Raw genomic sequence first — 19433 nt, 5'->3', positions numbered from 1 at the left:
GATTTTTTCAGAGTAGTTCGTAGTTGGCGCTTTAGCGCAGTAGTCAAGTCAAGAAAAAGAGGACTAAAGTCCCCACTACTAACGAGGAAATCTTTAATCAGTATAGAGTATATGAGTGTTAAATAGTTGTATGAAAACTGACAAATCTGTTCGATTTTTTCAGAGTAGTTCGTAGTTGGCGCTTTAGCGCCGCAGTTAAGTAAAGAAGAAGACTAAACCTGAATTACTTTTTAGTTTAGTTTGTTACAAGTCGGACTAAAGTCTGAGCTACTAACGAGGAAATCTTTAATCAGTATAGAGTATATGAGTGTTAAATAGTTGTATGAAAACTGACAAATCTGTTCGATTTTTCCAGAGTAGTTCGTAGTCGGCGCTTTAGCGCAGTAGTCAAGTCAAGAAAAAGAGGACTAAAGTCCCCACTACTAACTAGGAAATTTTTAATCAGTATAGAGTATATGAGTGTTAAATAGTTGTATAAAAACTGACAAATCTGTTCAAACCTTCTTCGATACTTATACTTGGTTGATAACCTAATTCTTCTTTAGCGGCGCTAATATCTAAAGTTTGACTAAAAGCGAGTAATCCTACTGTATAACGAGTCAAAAGTGGTTCTTTCCCCATAATTTTACCGAAATTTTCCAGAATAGTTGCTAACCCGTAGGCTGTAGGATAAGAAAAACGTTTAGTTTTCAAGGGAGAGTCAAGTGTAGCAAACAACATTGTTAAAATTTTTGCTAATTTCATCGGTTCGTCATTACTAATATTAAAAATTTTACCTAGTGCTTTATCGGGGGCATCTTTACATAGAAGTAAGGCATCGACTACATTGTCAATATAAGTAATATCGATACAAGCTTGACCATCGTTAATGAAAGGTATACCAAAGCTTTGACTGGTACGAATTAATCGAGGTAAAATTGCTGTATCTCCGGGTCCAAATATGCCGCGAGGTCGGATTATAATTGCTGGAAGTCCTTGTTTGGTGGCTTGGTTAATTTCGGTTTCAGCTAGTAGTTTGGTTTTGGCGTAGTGGTTAGCTGGTTTGCTAGGTAAGGGCGAGTTTTCTTTGATGTTGAAACGATGGGTAAAATCAAAGTAAACGGCAGTGGTGGAAATGTGAATTAATCTTTTTACTTGATGAGTTTGACAAGCTTGGATTATATTTTTGGTTCCGATAACGTTGGCGTTATAAAAGTCTTGATATTTTCCCCAAGGTGAGGATAATGCTGCACAATGGAAGATGTAATCTTGTTTCTGACAAGCGGCAATTGTAGCTTGGGGGTTTTGCAAGTCAACTGGGATAAAATTTAACCCTTCGCTAGCAAGTTGTTTGCCAATAATCGTGTTTCTTCCTAAGACAGTAACTTCATAGTTTAGCTGCTTTAATTTGCTAGCTAGTCGTTTACCTAAAAATCCGGTTCCACCAGTGACGAGAACTTTCATAACTGTGATGATAATTTTTCCCAAATTGGTAGTTGAATAACTGTTTTGAGGGTTAAGTCTTGGTAGGTTAGTTGAGTCGGGTTGACTTGGATCTCGCTGAGGTATCCCATGTGGGTATGCTCTCCAGTATAATGGATGCTATAGCGATTTTCTTGTCTGGCTTTGGCAATTCCACCTCTGGATAGTAGCCGTTGGGGAAATAAAATTTTACCTATTTTTGTCCAGTTGTCTTGCTTTCCTACTAGGTGATAAAAATGGTCTATGCTGTCAAAGGCTGATGTTGAACCAAAAACGCCTCCGTAGGAAATAATTGAGACCCTAATTTGCCAGTTTTCGGTTAATATTGGTGTGGCTGTTAAGGCGATATTTGCGCCGACACTTCCACAAATAAAGATTAAGTTACTGTGGGTGGTTTCGGGAATGCCTAAACGATTAATTAGACATTTGGCGACTATTTTACCATGAGTTTTGGGAAACCAGGCGCTGAAAATTGTTTGCCAGAAGTTGTGTAAGGAAATTACTAATAATGGTGGCGATTTGTAACGGATTTTGTCCCAAATGTCAAGAGGTAAATATTTTTGGGCGGTAATTTTTTCATAGGGAAAAGGTTCGGCGATCGCTATGTCGGCGGGAAAGTGTTTGCTAATATTTTGGATGAAGTTTATTTGTTCTGGTTGTAGGTTGGTGGCTTTGTAGTCGCTGATTCCTGTGAGGAAAACAATTGCGTTTTGCCAATTGTTTTTAGAAGGTGTTTTGGTGCTTGTTTGTTGATGCAAAAGATTGAACCAAATTAGGGTTTCGGCTAGGGTTAATAGTAATGGTAGTGTGATGATTATTAGAATAATTTGAATCATTTTGAGAAAGCATCGCGCAAAGTCGCAAAGTCGCAAAGGGGTTTATGATTGGGGTTTTGGTGGGTAGTTTTTAGCAGATTTAACGATCGCTATTAATTCTGGTTTCGGCGTTGGATAAAGGTGAATGTTCCATCTTTTTTTATTTCCATGATGTGTCCTCGCCAGTTAATTTTTTTTGGTGATATTAAGGAAAGTATAATATTAATTGGGAGGAGGATTTGGAGGATTATGAGTAAGATGATTTTGTGGTTGGGAGTTGCTTGGTTGAGGTAGTTTTGGTTGAACTTTGCGAGCATCCAGTAACTAAAGCTGAAGTAGATTAAGCTGTAGGTTAGGGTGTAAATTGAGGGGAAGATTAGGGTGTAAAGAAAGATGAGTAAGGGGAAGCAGGTGGGTAATAAAACGATGGTATAGAAGATGAGTAAATCTTGGAAGTTTCCTAGTCTCATGATTGAGGCTTGGGGGAAAATAAACCAACGGTTGATAATGTTTAAGTAGTGGGTTAGGTTGTTAACTTGGGTGCTGATTCCGTGACAGACTGGTGATTGTTTCAGTTGATAATTATACTCGCGAAAGCGCATGGCGATCGCGTGATCGTCTACTAGGGTGTTTTCTAAGCCGGAAAATCCGTTGATTTGGGCTAATATTTCTTTTTTGATGACAAAAAACATTCCGTTGAGGGTGATGGGTTTGATTAGGTAGGTGTAGGGAATATAGGTGAGGAGACTGTTACCGTTAACTACTGCTGCGAGTAAGCTTGACCAAAGGTTAGAAAAGTTGAGATAGTAAGGTAAGCCAAAGGTGACTCCTATTTCTGGTTGGTTGAGTAAAGGAAGGCTTTGCTCGAATGCCCAATCTGGTAAAATTGTATCGTCATCGAGGACGGTGATGTATTCACCTTGGCTTTGTTTTAAGCCTTCAATTAATTTATATGTTTTCGGGCTAATTTTATCAGGGGGAGGTGGTAAAGTAAGGAGGCGAATGTGACGCTCTGGGTAGCTGTTAATTAATTCTTGACAACCGGCAATTCCGATTTCGTCGTCGGTGTCTACTAACCAGAGAAATTCGCATTGGTAACTCGTTACCATTTCTAAGTTACCTGATAAGCATGACCATAATGTGGGGTCGCCGCTTAAAATTGGTTGCAGAATGCTAATCTGGATGTTATCGTTATCTTGTCCAATTTCGTCGGGTAAGGGTGGGGAAACTTGGCTGAAAAAATGAGTAATAGTTTGGTATTTCCAAATCCGAACGGCTAGGATAGTAATGGCAAGAATGATGATTAGTAAATTCATTGAAGTTCCTCAAATAATTGTGGGGAAATTGAGTTAGTATTGCATGACGATCGCACCGACGGAAAAACCTGCTGAGGTACCGAGTAGCATGATTAACGATCCGCGCTGAATTTTTTCTTGTACGATCGCTTCGTGAAGTGCCATGGGAATTGAAGCCGCGATCGTGTTACCATGATTGTGCGCGATCGCTAACCATTTTTCTTTGGGAATGCCCAGTTGCTTGCGAATTAGCTTCATTGCCATTAAACTAGCTTGATGAGGAATGACCATGTCGAGATCGCTTATTTCTAAACCCGCAGGTTGGAAAAGGCGATCGAGAAAATCAGGTAAAATTTCGCAAGCAAAGCGAAATACTGCTTTGCCATTCATAGTAAAAAGAAACTGTGACAAATTTTTGCTATAGTCTTGGGGATGATACTTATTTCCCCCAGCTTTACATTCGCATAAATTCGCCCCGCGACTGTAAGTTTCTAAGCGAGAACAAATAATTTTTCCTGTCTCATCTTCCTCAGTTTGGGCGATAATCACAGCAGCCGCACCATCACCAAATAAAGTGCAAGTTTCTCGATCTTCCCAATTAATGCCCGTGCAAACTTCCGTCGCTACCAGTAACACGCGCCGATAACGTCCAGCCGCGATCGCGTAAGCAATTGTATCCAATCCCGTGACAAAACTCAAGCAAGTCGAGTTAAGATCGAACGCCGGGATACCTGAATTTTCCCCTCCCAAACGCTTTTGTACCAAAGCCGCCGTACAAGGAATTGCTTGCTCTGGAGTGCTGCTAGTGCAAATTAGGCAATCAATATCAAAAAATGACAAACCAGCAGCTTCTAGGGCAGATTTCGCGGCATACGCACCCATTTCAGAAGCGGATTCATCCTCGACAAAATAACGCACTTGCACCCCAGATTTTTTTTCAATCCAAGCTGCATCTATACCCAGTTTGGCAGCTAATTGTGTAGCAGTAACTTTATTTTTTGGTAAATACTTACCTGTAGCAACGATTTTCACCGATCTTGTTTGCATAGAAATTCAGGCTTTTTCACAAGCTAGTGTACTTTTCTATTCTTCTACCTCAAGATAGATTTTTTCAGGAAATATTCTCTCATGGTGCGATCGCGATCGTCGCTTTTCGGGTTGATCGGAATGTTAAACTAATGTAACGTTTTTGTTAGTCTCACTCATTGGTGTCAATTTAACTTACCTGCTTGAGTGTAAACTGCGCCGATCGCAAACCTTTTCTGTTACCTTTTCGATGGAACAGCTACTAAATTTTATTCCCGATAGCCCAATCGTTGATTTTACGATCCTTTTATTGGTCATTTTGACCGTACCACCTATCTTTGAAAAAATCAAGCTGCCTGGATTAGTTGGATTATTGGTAGCAGGAGTAATCTTAGGTCAAAATGGTTTAAATTTACTTTCAGCCGAAGATGAGACAATGAAACTACTATCGGACATTGGGAAAATTTATCTCATGTTCGTTGCTGGTTTAGAAATTGATTTGGCTGAATTTCGCAAAACAAAAAATCGTTCTCTTGGCTTTGGACTTGCCACGTTTTTACTACCTTTAATTATTGGCGCTATTGTCGGAAGAATATTTGGCTTTGGTTGGAATTCGGCAATTTTAATTGGTTCTTTAATCGCTTCTCATACGCTTTTAGGCTATCCAATTGTGAATAGATTGGGGGTAGTTGCCAATGAATCAGTTACCGTCACAATTGGGGCAACAATTTTTACTGATATCGCCGCTTTGCTAGTTCTAGCAATCTGCGTCGCGATTCATTCAGGAGAATTTTCTACCCTAACTTTAGTGATTCAATTAGCTGCGTTAGCGATTTATGCGGCGGCGGTTTTATTCGGTTTAGATTGGGCGGGTAAAGAATATTTTCGTCGCACCGGAGATGAAGAAAGCAATCAGTTTTTGTTTGTACTTTTAGCCGTATTTTTAGCTTCCGTAGGAGCGCAACTAATTAATGTTGATAAAATTGTTGGTGCATTCTTAGCTGGTTTAGCAGTTAATGATGTAGTGGGACATGGACCAGTGGAAGAAAAGGTTGAATTTGTTGGTTCAACATTATTTATTCCCTTTTTCTTCGTCGGAATGGGATTACTGTTAGATATTCCGGCTTTTATCAATAGTTTGTCTACAGGTTTAGGACTAACTTTAGCAATTTTAGTTGGATTGCTAGGAAGTAAATTTTTAGCAGCATTGTTAGCTAAATTATTGTATAATTATAACTGGAATGAAGCTTTAACAATGTGGTCGCTATCCTTACCTCAAGTAGCAGCAACTTTAGCGGCGGCTTTAGCTGGTTTAGAAGCAGGATTAATCCCCGATGCAGTTTTTAATGCAGTAATTGTTTTAATGCTAATTACGTCGATTCTCGGACCTTTAGCAACAGCAAGATTTGCCAGTAAATTACCAATTCCTAAACCTACTAACGAGATCCAAACTGAAAATTGGGGTATAGTAAGTGAAGAACCAATTCCCAGTGAGAACATCTCACCTCATCATTTTATCGTTGTTGTCCCTCTCTACAATCCTTTAACAGTCAGGTATTTAATTGAAATGGGGGCGCTGTTAGCCCGTCATGAGTCCGGACATATTGTACCTTTAGCGATCGCTCCCGCGCACGTTCACATGGATGAACCTCAACTAGGAGGTGCAATTAAACAAAGTCAAAAACTTTTACAAAGAGCAACTGATATTAGTGCAGAATTTAATGTAGAATCTCATCCAGCTTTACGCATTGATGACGATATTGCTGAAGGAATTAGTCGCACTGCTAGAGAACAAAATGCGAGTTTAATTGTCATGGGTTGGAGTCAAACTACAGGTTTGCGAGCCAGATTATTTGGTAATATTATCGATAGCGTTTTTTGGGCTGCACATTGTCCGGTAGCAGTAATGCGTTTACTCGACGAACCGATTAATATGCACCGGATTTTAGTTCCGATCAAAAATCTTTCTTCTCATGCAATTCGAGTAGTCCGCTTTGCACAACTATTCGCTGATGCAAACCAAGCTACAATTACTTTACTCCACGTTTGCGATCGCCGCACTTCCCCCAGCCAAATCGCCGATTTTGAAGCCGAACTAAGCAAAATTCTCGCCCAAACCAATCTCCCTGTCAACGCAGACATCAAAACCATTCCCCACGACAACGTAGCTGGAGTCATCGTCAAAGCATCCCAATCATTCGATATGGCGATCGTGCGATCGCGTCGTCGTCGCACTGCGGGAGGTTTAGCTGTCAGCGACGTAACCACCCAAGTCTTACAACAAGCTACCTGTTCAATTGTACTCTTTGGCGAACCACATTCTTAATAACATTTATGACTAAATTCCTTTTAATTTTCGATTTAACTAGAAAATAATTTAGGGATGCACAAAAACAAACATCCCTAAAGAAAATCAGCTAAAAACTAACAGTTAACTACCACCAAATCGAGCCAATAATTCCTCGCGAGATAACTGCATTACCAAAGGAGTAAACTCTTCTGGAGATAATGCTAATAATGGCTCAAGAATAGTAGCCAATTCCTCATCTAGCGAACCAAAACGCACCCGCAAGACATTTTCGAGAACTAAACGTTCACCTCGCTGAATTGCTTGTTCTTGCTCTTGTTCGTAAAATGGTGTTAAACGCATAATTAAATCCCTATCCTCCGGATCTCGATCTTGAAGAACTGACAAATTTAACTGCAAGTTATACAATAGTTTTAGCGTATTTGACCGCAATAAATTATCAGTAGGAAGTGCTGCTAGTTCATCAATTGCTCTTTGTTGAACTCTTCCCTTACCCAAAAGTCTTAACCACAAAGTTTCTGAAGTTCGAGGTAACTGGTGAATAACCACGATCGCCGTTCTCAACGAAAATGGCATAAAATGTACTCCAGATAACCATTCTTCATGCTCAACAGCCCCAAAACCGTCGAGAATATTTGCTGATGCTGTCGGAGTAAGTATCCACAACTTAGGTAGATCTGACTCTTGCAGACGAGTCTTACTGCGATTTGCTTCTCGTTGCAAATCTCCCCGAACCACTAATAAATTTAACAAACAATCGCAAATTTCATCCGAACTTACCGCATTGCGGAAGGGTTCAAAAATCGAAGAAGTAACAGCAAATCTTCCCAAAAGTCCCAGTGATTCTAAGCTAAGATTACCTTCAGAGTTGGGAGTAAACAAAACATCAATTTCTCTTACTTCTCCTGCTACTCGACTAGGAGCTTTTACTTCTCCATAAGGTTTGAGTAATTCTTCAAGATAATCTTTAGCAAATTGATCGTGAATAAATCTAGTCATTAAGTTTTGCTTCTCAATATTTGCCGGAAAATTGGACATTACTCCTGGTAAATACTATTATGCAGGAGAATAAGTAAGCAGTGAATACTTAAGCAAGAGCAAATTAATGCTTTAATAAGAATTGAATTAACCGATTTTCAGGAATTTATGCACGCACTTTCTCTACCAACTTGGATCGTTCACATCTCCAGCATTATTGAATGGATCGCTGCAATTTGGTTAATCTGGACATATAGTGAAGTTAGCGGCGATCGCGTTTGGCGTTTTCTCTCCTTCGCCATGTTACCTGCACTCATTAGTGCAATGTGCGCCGTTACTTGGCATTATTTTGATAACCCGGAATCTTTAACCTGGCTTGTCACCGTCCAAGCAGCTATGACAGTATTAGGAAACTGTACCCTTTGTGCTGCGGCTTGGTGGATTTGGCGTTCGCGTCCCACCACTAACCAATAATTAGCTTATCAGTTACCTACTCACAATGAACAAAGACACCTTATTTGCTATTTCCTTATTTCCCTATCTCGGCTTTTTATGGTTTATCACTCGCTCCGGAAAAACGCCCCGTTTGGCTTTAATTGGCTTTTACGTGCTATTAATCTTTGTCGCAGTAACTATTCCCGCAGGAATTTATTCCCAAAAAGTCTACGGCGAAAGTTTAGCTAATGTAGACTGGTTACATGGTTCGGCAGAATTATTTTTGACTCTTTCTAACATTTTAGTAGTTTTAGGTTTTCGCCAAGCAATTCTCGCACGCAAGCAGTAGCACGAATAGTGCAAAATAGAAAATAGGCGCTCTTTTCCAGCAAATATTATGAGTTATTGTCTTAACCCTAACTGCCCCAATCCCCAAAATCCCGAAACAAGTAAATTTTGTTTAACTTGCGGACAAAAACTCTTGCTAAAAGACCGCTACCGTGCTAAAAAACCTCTCGGACAAGGTGGTTTTGGCAAAACTTTTTTAGCCACCGACGAAGACAAACCCTCAAAACCACTTTGCGTCATTAAACAATTTCTTCCCCAAGCTCAAGGAACCAGTACACTGGAAAAAGCAGCAGAATTATTTGAACGAGAAGCAATTCGTTTAGATGAGTTAGGAAAACATCCCCAAATTCCCGACTTGTTAGCTTATTTTATCCAAGATAACCAACAATATTTAGTCCAAGAATTTATTGCAGGAGACGATTTAGGTAAAGTAATCAACAAAGAGGGTAACTTTAATGAAACCCAAATTCGTGGCTTACTCAATAACTTATTACCAGTTTTACAATTTGTTCATCAACATCAAGTAATTCATCGCGACATTAAACCAGAAAACATTATTCGCCGCACTCAAGATCGCCAACTTTTTTTAGTTGATTTTGGTGCAGCCAAAGCCGTTACTACCACCTCTTTACATAAAACCGGAACTTCCATCGGTTCGGCTGGTTATGTTTCCCCAGAACAAGCAATTGGGAGAGCAACTTTTGCCAGCGATTTATATAGTTTGGGCGTTACTTGTATTTATTTATTAACCGAAGTACCGCCAATGAATTTATTCGATCCCGGCGACGGAAACTGGATCTGGCGAGACTTTTTGCGAGAACCAGTTAGCGATAATCTTGGTAAGATTCTCACTAAAATGCTCGCAGGTGGAACCAATCGCCGCTATCAAACTGCTGGGGAAATTATTAAAGATTTGCAGAGTCAAATTCCGACTAATAATTCCGTGCCAAAAACCGCAGCGAAAATTGTCGCCACATCTGCACAAAACCAGGCAAAACCTGCAAATCAAAACCCAATTTATTCAGAGTTACTAGAAATAAAATCAGAATTTGGTCAAACTGGAAAACAAAAACAACCTAACTCACCGAAGCAAAAATCTTCCTCTAATTCAACCAGACCAAAAAGTCAAATAGATTTAGAACTAGAGCAATTAAAGTCTGAGTTTCGTGAAGGTAACAAATAGGAAAAAATTTCTCTCATGCGGCTTCTTGCAAAAGAGGCAATTTAACAGTAAAAGTCGTTCCTACTCCTTCATCACTTTCAAATGTAATCTTTCCTTGATGCGCCTCGACGCACATTTTAACAATTGCCAATCCCAAACCCGTACCGGGAATTTTGCCAACATTATTCGCTCGGTGAAAAGGTTCAAATAGATGTTTTTGGTCTTCAGTCGGAATACCAATTCCCCAGTCTTGAATTCGCAAAATTACTGTTTCTTCACTGCTAATCAATTCAAACCTAATTGTACCACCTTCACCGGAATACTTGATCGCATTCGCCAGTAAATTATTTAAAATATGTCGCAGTAAATTTTCATCCCATAATCCCCGATCGAATTTACCTTGACTGGCAAAAACTAAATTAAGTTCTTTGTGATTAATACTAAGTTTTAATTCTTCAACTAATTTGCAGCAAAACTGTTCTATATCTAGAAGATTGGGTTGAAATTTAAGCTTACCTGAATCAGCTTTTCCTAGCAGGAGAACTTCGTCCAGTAAGCGAGCCATATTATTACTTGCTGAACGAATTAGCTGGAAAAGCGTAATTTTTTTCTCATTTGTTAATTGGTTATCGCTATCTTCTAACAATCCAGTGGAAAGCAGAATAGTTGTCAAAGGATTGCGGAAGTCATGAGAAAGCATCGAGACAAATTCTGACTTAAGCTGGTTAATTTCTTGAGCTTTAGCTAATTCCTCGGTGCGTTCCCGAACGCGCATTTCCAAAACTTGATTATTTGCTCGCAAAGTTTCCAAAACCTGCTTGCGTTCAATTGCATAACGCAGAGAACGCACCAAAACATCGAGGTTAATGTTTCGCTTAACCAAATAATCTTGCGCTCCCTGTCGCACTGCTTCGACAGCGAGGTCATCATCATTAGTATTAGTTAGCACCACCACAGGGATGCTCGGAGCTTGATGATTTAAAGGAGCAAGGGAATTTAAACCCTCACTATCAGGTAAAGTTAAATCGAGTAAAATAACATCAAAATAATCTTCTTGAAGCCGTGCTAAAGCATCCTGCAAGCGCTTGACGTGAACCAAATTAAATTTGATTTGAGCGCCTTTAAGAACTTCTTGCAAGAGTCTAGCTTCTGCCAAGCTATCCTCAACCAGTAAAATTTTAACCAAACTTCCGAGCATTCCTGGTTTTTTACCCCCAGATGCAATTTTGATGCGGTTTTATTCACCGGGTAGGGTTGCGGTTTCGAGCCAAAACTCTTCAATCCCTTTCACGATTTTAAACAATTCACTTAGGTTACGCGATTTAGTGATGTAACAATTAACGTGCAAATCATAGCTGTGGAAAATGTCGTCCTCATTTTTAGAAGTTGTGAGGACGACTACAGGAATACGCTTTAATTTGGGGTCAGCTTTGATTTCTGCGAGAACTTCGCGACCGTCTTTTTTTGGTAAGTTTAAATCAAGCAGGATGAGGTCTGGACGGACTGCATCAGCGTATTCTCCTTCTTGGCGAAGATATGCCATTGCGTCCATCCCATTCCTCACCGTGACCACTTGATGCGGTACGGAACTATTCTTTAAAGCTTCTTGAATGAGACGAATATCGCCTCGATTATCTTCAACCAGAAATATGGTTTTCTGCTTTTCGTCCGTTTCTAAGCTCACGCTTGCGTCCCCCTATCGGAATCGTAAAGTAGAAAGTTGCGCCTTGACTAAGTTCTGACTCAACCCAAATGCGTCCTCGATGACATTCGACAATTTTCTTACAAATTGCTAAACCCATACCCGTACCCGGATATTCGTCGCGGGTGTGTAGACGTTGAAAGATGACGAAGATGCGATCGCTAAATTGTGGCTCGATGCCAATTCCATTATCTCGTACTGAGAACAACCAAGCATCTTCTAAACGCTGTGCGCCAATGTGAATTTCTGGTGTCTTGTGGCTGCGAAACTTAATTGCATTACCAATTAGATTTTGAAACAGTTGCATTAACTGGGTAGTATCTGCCATCACAGTTGGCAAAAAGTCGTGGGTAATAATTGCCCCACTTTCGGCAATTCGTCCTCGTAAATTACTCAAAGCGCGATCGAGTGCTATTTCTACTTGAGTGAGTTCAAACTCGATCGCTTGCATATCCACTCGCGAGTAGGCGAGTACGTCGTCGATGAGTGTTTGCATTAAGCTTACTCCCTCGACGGCGAAACCAATAAATTCTTTCGCATCTTCGTCGAGTTCTTCTTCATAACGCATTTCTAACAACTGGACGTAGTTTGCTACTTGATTGAGTGGTTCTTGTAAGTCGTGGGAAGCTACATAAGCAAATTTTTTCAACTCGGCGTTGGAGCGTTCTAAATCTTGCGCTAGTTGGGCTAATTCATCGGCTTGACGTAAGACAATATTAATAATTGCTTTGCGTAATTCTAGCGCGGCATTAATTTCTACTTGTTGCCAAGGTAGAGATTTCAAACTTACTGTTTCTTTCCACAGTTCAAAGGATTTACGCGGCGATAAACGGATGTTTCCTTCGGAACGAATGGTTTCAAATGCTTTATTAGGATCGCCGCCCCAATTCACTGTTTGAATTACTTCTGGGCGAAACCAAAGCACGTAATTTTTCTTGGAAATGGGAATTGCTAATAATCCACTGGCGACATTTTTAAACTTTTCGGCATCTGAATACAAACTTGCTAAGGAATCAGTGGCAAAAACTTCTTCTTCAACGTTGCTTCTCAGCCATTGTACTAAAAAATTTAGCTCTTCTTCTTTGGGAGTTTTTCCAACTAAAGTCCAGTTACCGCCAAAATAAATTGCTGCTCCGGTAGCATTACTAAGTTCGAGTAGATTTGGTTGATATTTAACTAATCCCTCGATAAAGTTTTCTGACTGCGACATATAATCAACTAAAGCAGATTGAATATAGCTCAGTTTCATGCGATAATCGTAGTCTTGGGTTTCTTCTCTAGCGGAGATTTCCGAAAAGATTACTCGTCCTAAAAATTCGCAAGCTTTGCGTAATTCATAAGAAACATATTTGGGGGTAAGATGATGACAAGCAATCAATCCCCACAATTTTTTGTCTTTAATTAAAGAAATTGTTAAGGAAGAACCTACGCCCATGTTATGCAAGTATTCTAAATGACAGGGCGATGCACTTCTGAGAATAGAGTGAGTTAAATCTAGTGGTGCTTCGTCGCTAGCGCGATCGCGGGAAACAATTTCTACAGCTTTGGCTTTTGCGTCGGGAATTAATCTAATCCAATTAGAACTAAATAATTGTCTTGCTGGTTTGGGAATATCTGATTCTGGATAGTGTAAATCCAGGTAAGATTCCATTTTATCTAGTTTTTCTTCCGCGATGACTGCACCATGTCCGTCTTCGTCAAATTTATACAACATTACCCGGTCAAACCCGGTAACTTTTCTGACTTCTTTAACAATAACTTGGCAAAATTCTTGAAGATTTGCTGTCTCTTCTAAGCGATTAATTGATGCTCTTGCAAGATGATAAAAGCTGAGGAAGGGAATATTTTCTTGAGAAACAGCAGGTTCTAATTCCAGAATTAGATCGCCGTGAGAGTTGCGGTGAAATACGCTGTCAAAGATAACATATTCGTCGCCTTTTTTCCTCACCCAAACTTTGGTTGGGTTAATAAACTCGAAGTTTTCTTCAGCTAATCCAGATTTAATTCTCTCCATTTGGAATGGATCGAGTAATTCTTCTAGGGTTTTTTGTAACATTTCTTCAGGATGAATCCCGAAAACCCTATAAGTATTGTTGCTAACTTCTCTAATTTTTAATTCTGGTTCTGATAAAACAAAAAGTACCCCGTGAGGCTGAATTTTACCGCAGGTATGAATTGGTTGTTGGTCTAAGCTAATTAAATAACTATCTTGGGTCGGTACGCTGATTTCCACCATGATTTCCCTCTTGTCCTCAGTAATAATAACGTTAATTTTTGGGGTTTTATAGCTTGATTCTAAAAATACACCATTTTTACCAGCAACTGCATCGATTGGTTAGTTATTTAGTTGCTACAACAGTATAGCGCAGTTAACTGATTGCGATGTTAATAATTAATGTTAAATTTTGCTTCACCGAAAATGTAAACTTTTCCTAAAACTTATCAACAAAGCTAACTTTTTCTTGCATTTCAAAAATTAAGCAAACTTTAATTAAAGATTTCCCAGAAAAAGTTTGGCAAAAATTCAGCTTAAATTCAGGAAAATATTTGCTATTTAAATGTCTAAGTAGTGAAAGAATTTTGACTAAAATCTAGCCTTAATTGCTTCAGAAAGAAGATCTTAGTTTTACTTTCACTACTGCAACTATTACTTTAATTCGATCGTTTATAACTAGGTTCCCAAGAAGCCAAGAAATCCCATTCTTCTGAGTCATCTTCATCATCAACTATATCAATAGTATCAGTTGAATCTTCAGTCAGATATGTCCCCATAAGTACAGATTGATATTCGCCCGAATCAACCCATTTTAATAACTCAGAAGCGCGTAAAACTGCCCAAGGACGCATATTTTCAATAAAGCTAAGAATTTTAGTTACCTTATCAAGATTATCAAGATTATAAGTTGAAAATTCGCGAGCTTGAGCGACAAAATCTTCTACTACTGGATCGGTGATATATTCACCAGGTAAACCAGCAAGTTTAATTAAAGCACTCGTAGCGACATCTAGATTTTGACAAGCTAATAATCCTGCGCGATCGCAAGTCAACTTTGCCATCATCACCCATTGATATAAAGCCAATTCTACACCATTAGTTGCCAAGCCACCAATCCCCAGAGTAGAATTAGCAATTACTTTCCCCAAAGCCGGAAGCACAGTTGCGGTTTGGTGATAGAGCATATGTTTACTTTTAATATGTCCTAATTCGTGACCAAAAACATAAACTAATTCTTCGGGAGAAAGTAACTCAAATCCATCCATATTCAGAATAACAATGGATTTATTTACGCCAATGGTAAAAGTTTTAATGTAACCTTCACCATGGACGAGATATAATTCAGGAATAGGCGAAATATCCAAGACTTGACAAGCTGACATAAATGCCTGATACATATCGGGGAAATTGCGGCTATTCACCTTCAAACCATTACCCAGACACCGAAAGCGAAATAAGCGATCTATACCGTACTCATTGATTTTTTTAAACATTAAGGATACACCAGGCATCCTTTGCAAAGAAATCAAAGCTTTACTATCAAAAGGATGTTCGTAAATTTCGGAATTCAGTCCGGGAAATAGTTTCTTATCCATTGGTAAATTAAAAGTGTAAAATGAAATACAAAGATTGGAGAATTGATTTCATTTATTGTAGCCTCAGCAAAAAATAGGGGCAACCACTTTATTCTTCGCTAGTGGAGTCCTCTACTCTACCGAAGAAACTATAAAAGATTAAAGGATTAATGCCAATTTCTCGCACAACTAAGATACTCAGCCAGATATTCCAGACAACCATTGTAAAGCTAGTAGTCATTGCTGCGCCGACAGCACCAAAGCGAGGAATAGCGATCGCGTTTAGCACTAAATTAATTAAAGCACTAACACCAAAAATCTTCACTGATTTGTTTTGATGACCCGTCATCACTGTTAAACTACCAACAGAGCCACAAATAGCATTGACCACCTGTCCCAAAACCAAAACTTTCAAAGGTAGACTAGCCACGAGAAAATCAGAGCCAAAAAGACTTAAAATTGGTTTAGTGAGAAGCAGTAAGCAAGCCGCGATCGCCAGCGAGGGCCAAAAAATCCACACCGTAACTGTAGAAACGACCTTTTGTAACTCCTGAAGCTTTCCTTGAGTATAAAGAGTTGCAAACGCAGGTGCAGCGACAATATTGACAATTTGTAAAATGAAACTCACCCACATCGCCGTTTTCACAGCCGCATTATAAATGCCCGTCGCCCCCGGACCCACCAAAGAACCGACCATAATAATATCAGTTTGGTTCAAAATAATATAGAAAGCCTGCTGCAAAACCAAGACCAAAGCGATCGCTAACCACTCCCGATAAGCATAAACTGGAGTAGCAGGTTCAATTTTGCGATTCAGTTTCTCCCGCAAAAACCATAACTGAAACGCCACCACCACAAATAACATCACTGTCGCCACAGCAATCATAATCAAACTATTGAGATGGTGGTTAGTTTGCAGCAGAAAAAATCCCCCGCAAATCACCAAAATCGGCCAAACAATTTGCGATGGAGCATAAGCTAATGGTACATCTTCCAACGCCCGCGCCGTTTCCAACTGTAACTGTACCAAAGCCTGTAGCGGAATCAACCCTAACCCCACCAACATCGGCATCGCATAAACAAAGCTGTGATAGTAATTTACCAACCAGATAGTTCCCGCCGCACCCAAACACAGCAAAAAACCAGCCACCAAAGTTACCAACCAGCTACCGCGAATAATCCCGCGCAAACGTCCCCAATCTTTTCTCACTCGATATTCCGAGATTAAACGCAAAGCCGTGCGCGGTAAACCCAACCCGGCGGGAATGCCCAACAATAACGACCAAGCAACCGTATATTCATAGATACCATACTCAGTTCTACCCATCCATCGCGCCAAAATTACCTGTACCGAATAAGTTAAAACCAAGCCAGTCGCCTGAATAACCAAAGCTACAGTCGCATCTTTCGCCAGAACATCTAACTTAATACTTTCCTGACTTTGAGACGTAGAAGATTGAGTCATATTCTTATTTTTAGTTGGCTGAAATAGAAAAAATAATTCTATCTATCTTTTTTGATGAATAATTTAGCCCGCTTAAGCGGGCTTTACTAGTGTAACTGCCCCCTTTGGGGTGACAGCGTTACTCAAAAGTTAGGAAAACTAACTTTGATTTTGGTATGCTGCTTGGGTACTAAGTCTCAAGAAAAAGCCCGGAAGTTTATAATCTGGATAAGCTTCCTCAACCGCAGCCAAAGCTTCATCTGCACTAGTTTTTGTTTGGACAATCGTTCCGAAATCGTTCAGATATTTGCGCATCGAATCAATGCTTTCTAAACTATTGCTCAAGTTAAACTCAGGCGCTTTGTGTCCCGGAATAACTTGAGTGGGATTCATCGCTTCCAGGTTATCAATAGTAGTTAACCATGCACTACGTGCTTCTTTTGTAGCCGCCTCTACCAAAAATGGATGAACTCCCCAATAAAGAACATCTGCCGCGATTACTGTACCGTCGGGAACTTTAATCCCTGTAGTATTGGGAGTATCACCTCGATTAAACTTGATAATTTCCAAACGTTCGCCATCTAAGTCGATGTAGTCTTCGTTATAGGCTTCCGGGACAATGGGATTACCCGTTACATCATCACCGTAATTTTGTTTCAAACCTTGGACAAATTGAGGATTACGCTGTTCAATCTCACCAACAATTTCTGGTGTGGAGTAAACTGGAGTTTCTGGAAACTTCTCTAAAACCTTTTCGACACCAAAATAATGATCTGGATGGGCGTGAGTAATCCAAATTGCTTTCAACTCTTTACCTGAAGTCTCGATTTGGTCAGCCAAGCGTTCAGCTTCACTCAGCAACAACTGGCTATCAACCAAAATCGCCTCGTTTTCACCTTCAATCAGTGACGATAACACTAAAACGCCCTTTTCGCTAGCCTCAAAAACATTCACCTCCAGTGCTGACTCATTTACCGAGGCACTTTCTGTAGTGGTAGGTTCTCCAGTCGTGGACGTAGTTGTTTCTTCCGAAGGAGAACAACTAATAATAATAAAACTGGTGAAAACAGCTAGTAACAGAGGTACGATGAACAGTTTAACTATCTTCATAGGGGAATTCCTTTGCAAAAAACGAACAATGGGTATTTCTTGTCCAAAAAGCAGTAGTCTATTTGTCCGTTTTACCATATCCTGTTCATTTGCCTAGTAGCGATCGCCAATTTTCTTTCCCGTCCCCCAAAAACGATAATTTATTCTTTTTCCCGACCGACCCCTAGCCAAGTCGTTTTTGCTGCTTTAACTTTAGCTAAAAGCGAGACGAATAAGTACATATTTTCTGCACAAATCTACGAAAGTAGGAAAAGTCAGAAAGGTAGGAAAAGTAGGAAAGGTAGGAAAAGTAGGAAAAGTAGGTTTTGATATTTCACTCTTAACACTCTAGGAATCTCAAGAGTACCTAAGTATAAGCTTTTCTTGACAAAAGCTATAAATGGTAAACTACGGGGTAGAATGAGCATGACTTGACGTAAATTAATTTAGGTCTCTTGCAAAAAGAGTGGGCAAGATGATAAAACTTAAGCGATACTTAATCGGAATATTTGTCTTTATTCTCTTGACAGTAGGTTATTCCTATAGCCAACCCCTTCAAGCGAGCCAAGTCATCCCCTTTGACTCGACTCGCTGGGAAATCGATGCCGAGGAAAGTAAAGTAGAGAATTACTTGGGTCAACAAAGTCTCTTCCTCAAAGGAGGTTTTGCTGTTGTTCAAGACTCTAACTTCCTCGATGGCATTATTGAGTATGATGTTGCCTTCGACAAAGCACGAGGTTTTATTGGGACGCTGTGGCGTATACAGGACTTAGAAAACTATGAAAAGTTCTATATGCGACCCCACCAATCAGGTAATCCTGATGCTAATCAATATTCGCCTGTCTTTAATAAAGTTACTGGCTGGCAACTATATTATGGTGACGGATTTGGCGTTCCCATTGAATATCCTTTCAATGAGTGGATTCATGTTAAAGTTGTGGTTTCTGGAGAGCAAGGCGAAGTTTATGTCGATGATATGAATGAGCCAGTTTTGTTTATCCACGACATGAAGCGTGAACTCGAACCAGGGAAAGTCGGCTTAATTGTCGAAAATTTTGCGCCAGGGCATTTTGCCAACTTTACTTATACCAGCGTTAGTAACCCACCTTTAAAAGGACAAGCCCCAGAGTTAGAACCCGTCCCCGCGGGAACTATTAATTCTTGGTTTGTTTCAAATGCTTTTGATGGAAAAACTTTAGAAGGTAAAGTTAATTTAAGTGCCAACGAAAAGCAACAATTGAGTTGGGAAAAACTTAGCACTGAGCGCATGGGATTGCTAAACCTAGCCAAAGCAGACCGTTTTGCTGAAGGAAAAGATACAATTTTTGTTCGCACAATCATTAATTCAGAACGCGACCAAATGAAGCCACTAGAATTTGGCTTTAGCGACCAAGTAAAAGTTTACTTAAATGACCAACTGGTATATAGTGGCAGTGATACTTTTCGCTCAAGAGATTATCGCTTTTTAGGCACGGTTGGTTACTATGATACGGTGTATTTGCCACTAAAACAAGGAAGAAATGAACTGTGGATGGGAGTCACAGAAACCTTTCCTATGGGAGGTTGGGGCGTACAAGGTCGCCTGAAAGATACCGCAGGAATTTCAATTGTACAGTAGCAAGTGCTACCTGATTTGGTAATAGAAAGCGGCGGAAACTTTTGAGTAATAAGAAAAGTAAAAGCCGCTATTTATTTTTCGCCTTTTGTGGTAATTTATAAGCTACAAAAAATCACCAATTCACTTTTGCTCAAAACCAAGAATCTATTAGAGATTTCAGAACATGGCAATTAATTTAGAAC

Annotated in this window: 15 protein-coding genes and 1 pseudogene; 5 read left to right on the top strand and 11 right to left on the bottom strand. The window is 39.7% G+C overall.

Annotated features, from left to right (window positions below):
* Nucleotides 1-462: 462 nt before the first annotated feature.
* The 4 genes from G3T18_RS20855 to G3T18_RS20840 all read right to left on the bottom strand — a co-directional run bounded on the left by G3T18_RS20855 (nt 463) and on the right by G3T18_RS20840 (nt 4618).
* Nucleotides 463-1443, bottom strand: a complete 981-nt coding sequence (locus tag G3T18_RS20855; RefSeq protein ID WP_224412519.1) for an NAD-dependent epimerase/dehydratase family protein — start codon at nt 1441-1443, stop codon at nt 463-465.
* Nucleotides 1440-2297, bottom strand: a complete 858-nt coding sequence (locus G3T18_RS20850) for a hypothetical protein (RefSeq protein ID WP_224412518.1) — start codon at nt 2295-2297, stop codon at nt 1440-1442. The genes G3T18_RS20855 and G3T18_RS20850 overlap by 4 nt, the downstream gene beginning before the upstream one ends.
* A gap of 92 nt (nt 2298-2389) precedes the next feature.
* Nucleotides 2390-3592, bottom strand: coding sequence for a glycosyltransferase (locus tag G3T18_RS20845; protein ID WP_224412517.1), 1203 nt, complete (start codon nt 3590-3592; stop codon nt 2390-2392).
* A 33-nt stretch (nt 3593-3625) separates the two neighbouring features.
* Complete coding sequence (locus G3T18_RS20840; RefSeq protein WP_224412516.1) at nt 3626-4618, bottom strand: beta-ketoacyl-ACP synthase III; 993 nt, start codon at nt 4616-4618, stop codon at nt 3626-3628.
* A gap of 229 nt (nt 4619-4847) precedes the next feature.
* On the opposite strand from G3T18_RS20840, the gene G3T18_RS20835 reads away from it, so the two are divergent.
* Nucleotides 4848-6923, top strand: a complete 2076-nt coding sequence (locus G3T18_RS20835) for a cation:proton antiporter domain-containing protein (RefSeq protein ID WP_224412521.1) — start codon at nt 4848-4850, stop codon at nt 6921-6923.
* A gap of 105 nt (nt 6924-7028) precedes the next feature.
* Here the strand turns inward: G3T18_RS20835 and G3T18_RS20830 are convergent, their stop codons facing one another.
* Nucleotides 7029-7904 carry a hypothetical protein gene (locus G3T18_RS20830; protein WP_224412520.1) on the bottom strand — a complete coding sequence of 292 codons (876 nt, stop codon included), beginning with the start codon at nt 7902-7904 and terminating at the stop codon, nt 7029-7031.
* A gap of 147 nt (nt 7905-8051) precedes the next feature.
* On the opposite strand from G3T18_RS20830, the gene G3T18_RS20825 reads away from it, so the two are divergent.
* The 3 genes and pseudogenes from G3T18_RS20825 to G3T18_RS20815 form a co-directional block, all read left to right on the top strand.
* Entirely contained in the window at nt 8052-8357 is a 306-nt protein-coding gene (locus G3T18_RS20825; protein WP_224412515.1) for a DUF2499 domain-containing protein, read from the top strand.
* Between the two features lie 25 nt (nt 8358-8382).
* Complete coding sequence (locus G3T18_RS20820) at nt 8383-8667, top strand: DUF3593 domain-containing protein (RefSeq protein WP_224412514.1); 285 nt, start codon at nt 8383-8385, stop codon at nt 8665-8667.
* A gap of 48 nt (nt 8668-8715) precedes the next feature.
* Nucleotides 8716-9588, top strand: a pseudogene (locus tag G3T18_RS20815) (protein kinase domain-containing protein); the annotation flags it as partial.
* Nucleotides 9589-9862: 274 nt separating this feature from the next.
* Here G3T18_RS20815 and G3T18_RS20810 read toward each other — a convergent pair.
* The 6 genes from G3T18_RS20810 to G3T18_RS20785 form a co-directional block, all read right to left on the bottom strand.
* Nucleotides 9863-11026 (bottom strand): hybrid sensor histidine kinase/response regulator, encoded by a 1164-nt coding sequence (locus G3T18_RS20810; protein ID WP_224412513.1) that lies wholly within the window; start codon nt 11024-11026, stop codon nt 9863-9865.
* Between the two features lie 39 nt (nt 11027-11065).
* The gene (locus G3T18_RS20805; RefSeq protein WP_224412512.1) at nt 11066-11512 is read right to left on the bottom strand and encodes a response regulator; all 447 of its coding nucleotides are present in this window, start codon (nt 11510-11512) and stop codon (nt 11066-11068) included.
* Nucleotides 11466-13766, bottom strand: coding sequence for a sensor histidine kinase (locus tag G3T18_RS20800; protein WP_224412511.1), 2301 nt, complete (start codon nt 13764-13766; stop codon nt 11466-11468). The genes G3T18_RS20805 and G3T18_RS20800 overlap by 47 nt, the downstream gene beginning before the upstream one ends.
* A 416-nt stretch (nt 13767-14182) precedes the next feature.
* On the bottom strand, nt 14183-15121 hold the full coding sequence (locus G3T18_RS20795; protein ID WP_224412510.1) for a M48 family metallopeptidase: 939 nt from the start codon (nt 15119-15121) through the stop codon (nt 14183-14185).
* A gap of 88 nt (nt 15122-15209) precedes the next feature.
* A complete protein-coding gene (locus G3T18_RS20790; RefSeq protein ID WP_224412509.1) occupies nt 15210-16565 on the bottom strand; it encodes a flippase in 1356 nt (451 codons plus the stop codon).
* Between the two features lie 138 nt (nt 16566-16703).
* A complete protein-coding gene (locus G3T18_RS20785) occupies nt 16704-17654 on the bottom strand; it encodes an MBL fold metallo-hydrolase (RefSeq protein WP_224412508.1) in 951 nt (316 codons plus the stop codon).
* Nucleotides 17655-18108: 454 nt separating this feature from the next.
* On the opposite strand from G3T18_RS20785, the gene G3T18_RS20780 reads away from it, so the two are divergent.
* Nucleotides 18109-19251 carry a hypothetical protein gene (locus G3T18_RS20780; protein ID WP_224412507.1) on the top strand — a complete coding sequence of 381 codons (1143 nt, stop codon included), beginning with the start codon at nt 18109-18111 and terminating at the stop codon, nt 19249-19251.
* Nucleotides 19252-19433 lie beyond the last annotated feature (182 nt).

It is taken from the genome of Oscillatoria salina IIICB1 (genome assembly GCF_020144665.1).
GTDB lineage: Bacteria > Cyanobacteriota > Cyanobacteriia > Cyanobacteriales > SIO1D9 > IIICB1.
This window is presented reverse-complemented; position numbering and strand designations above follow the sequence as displayed.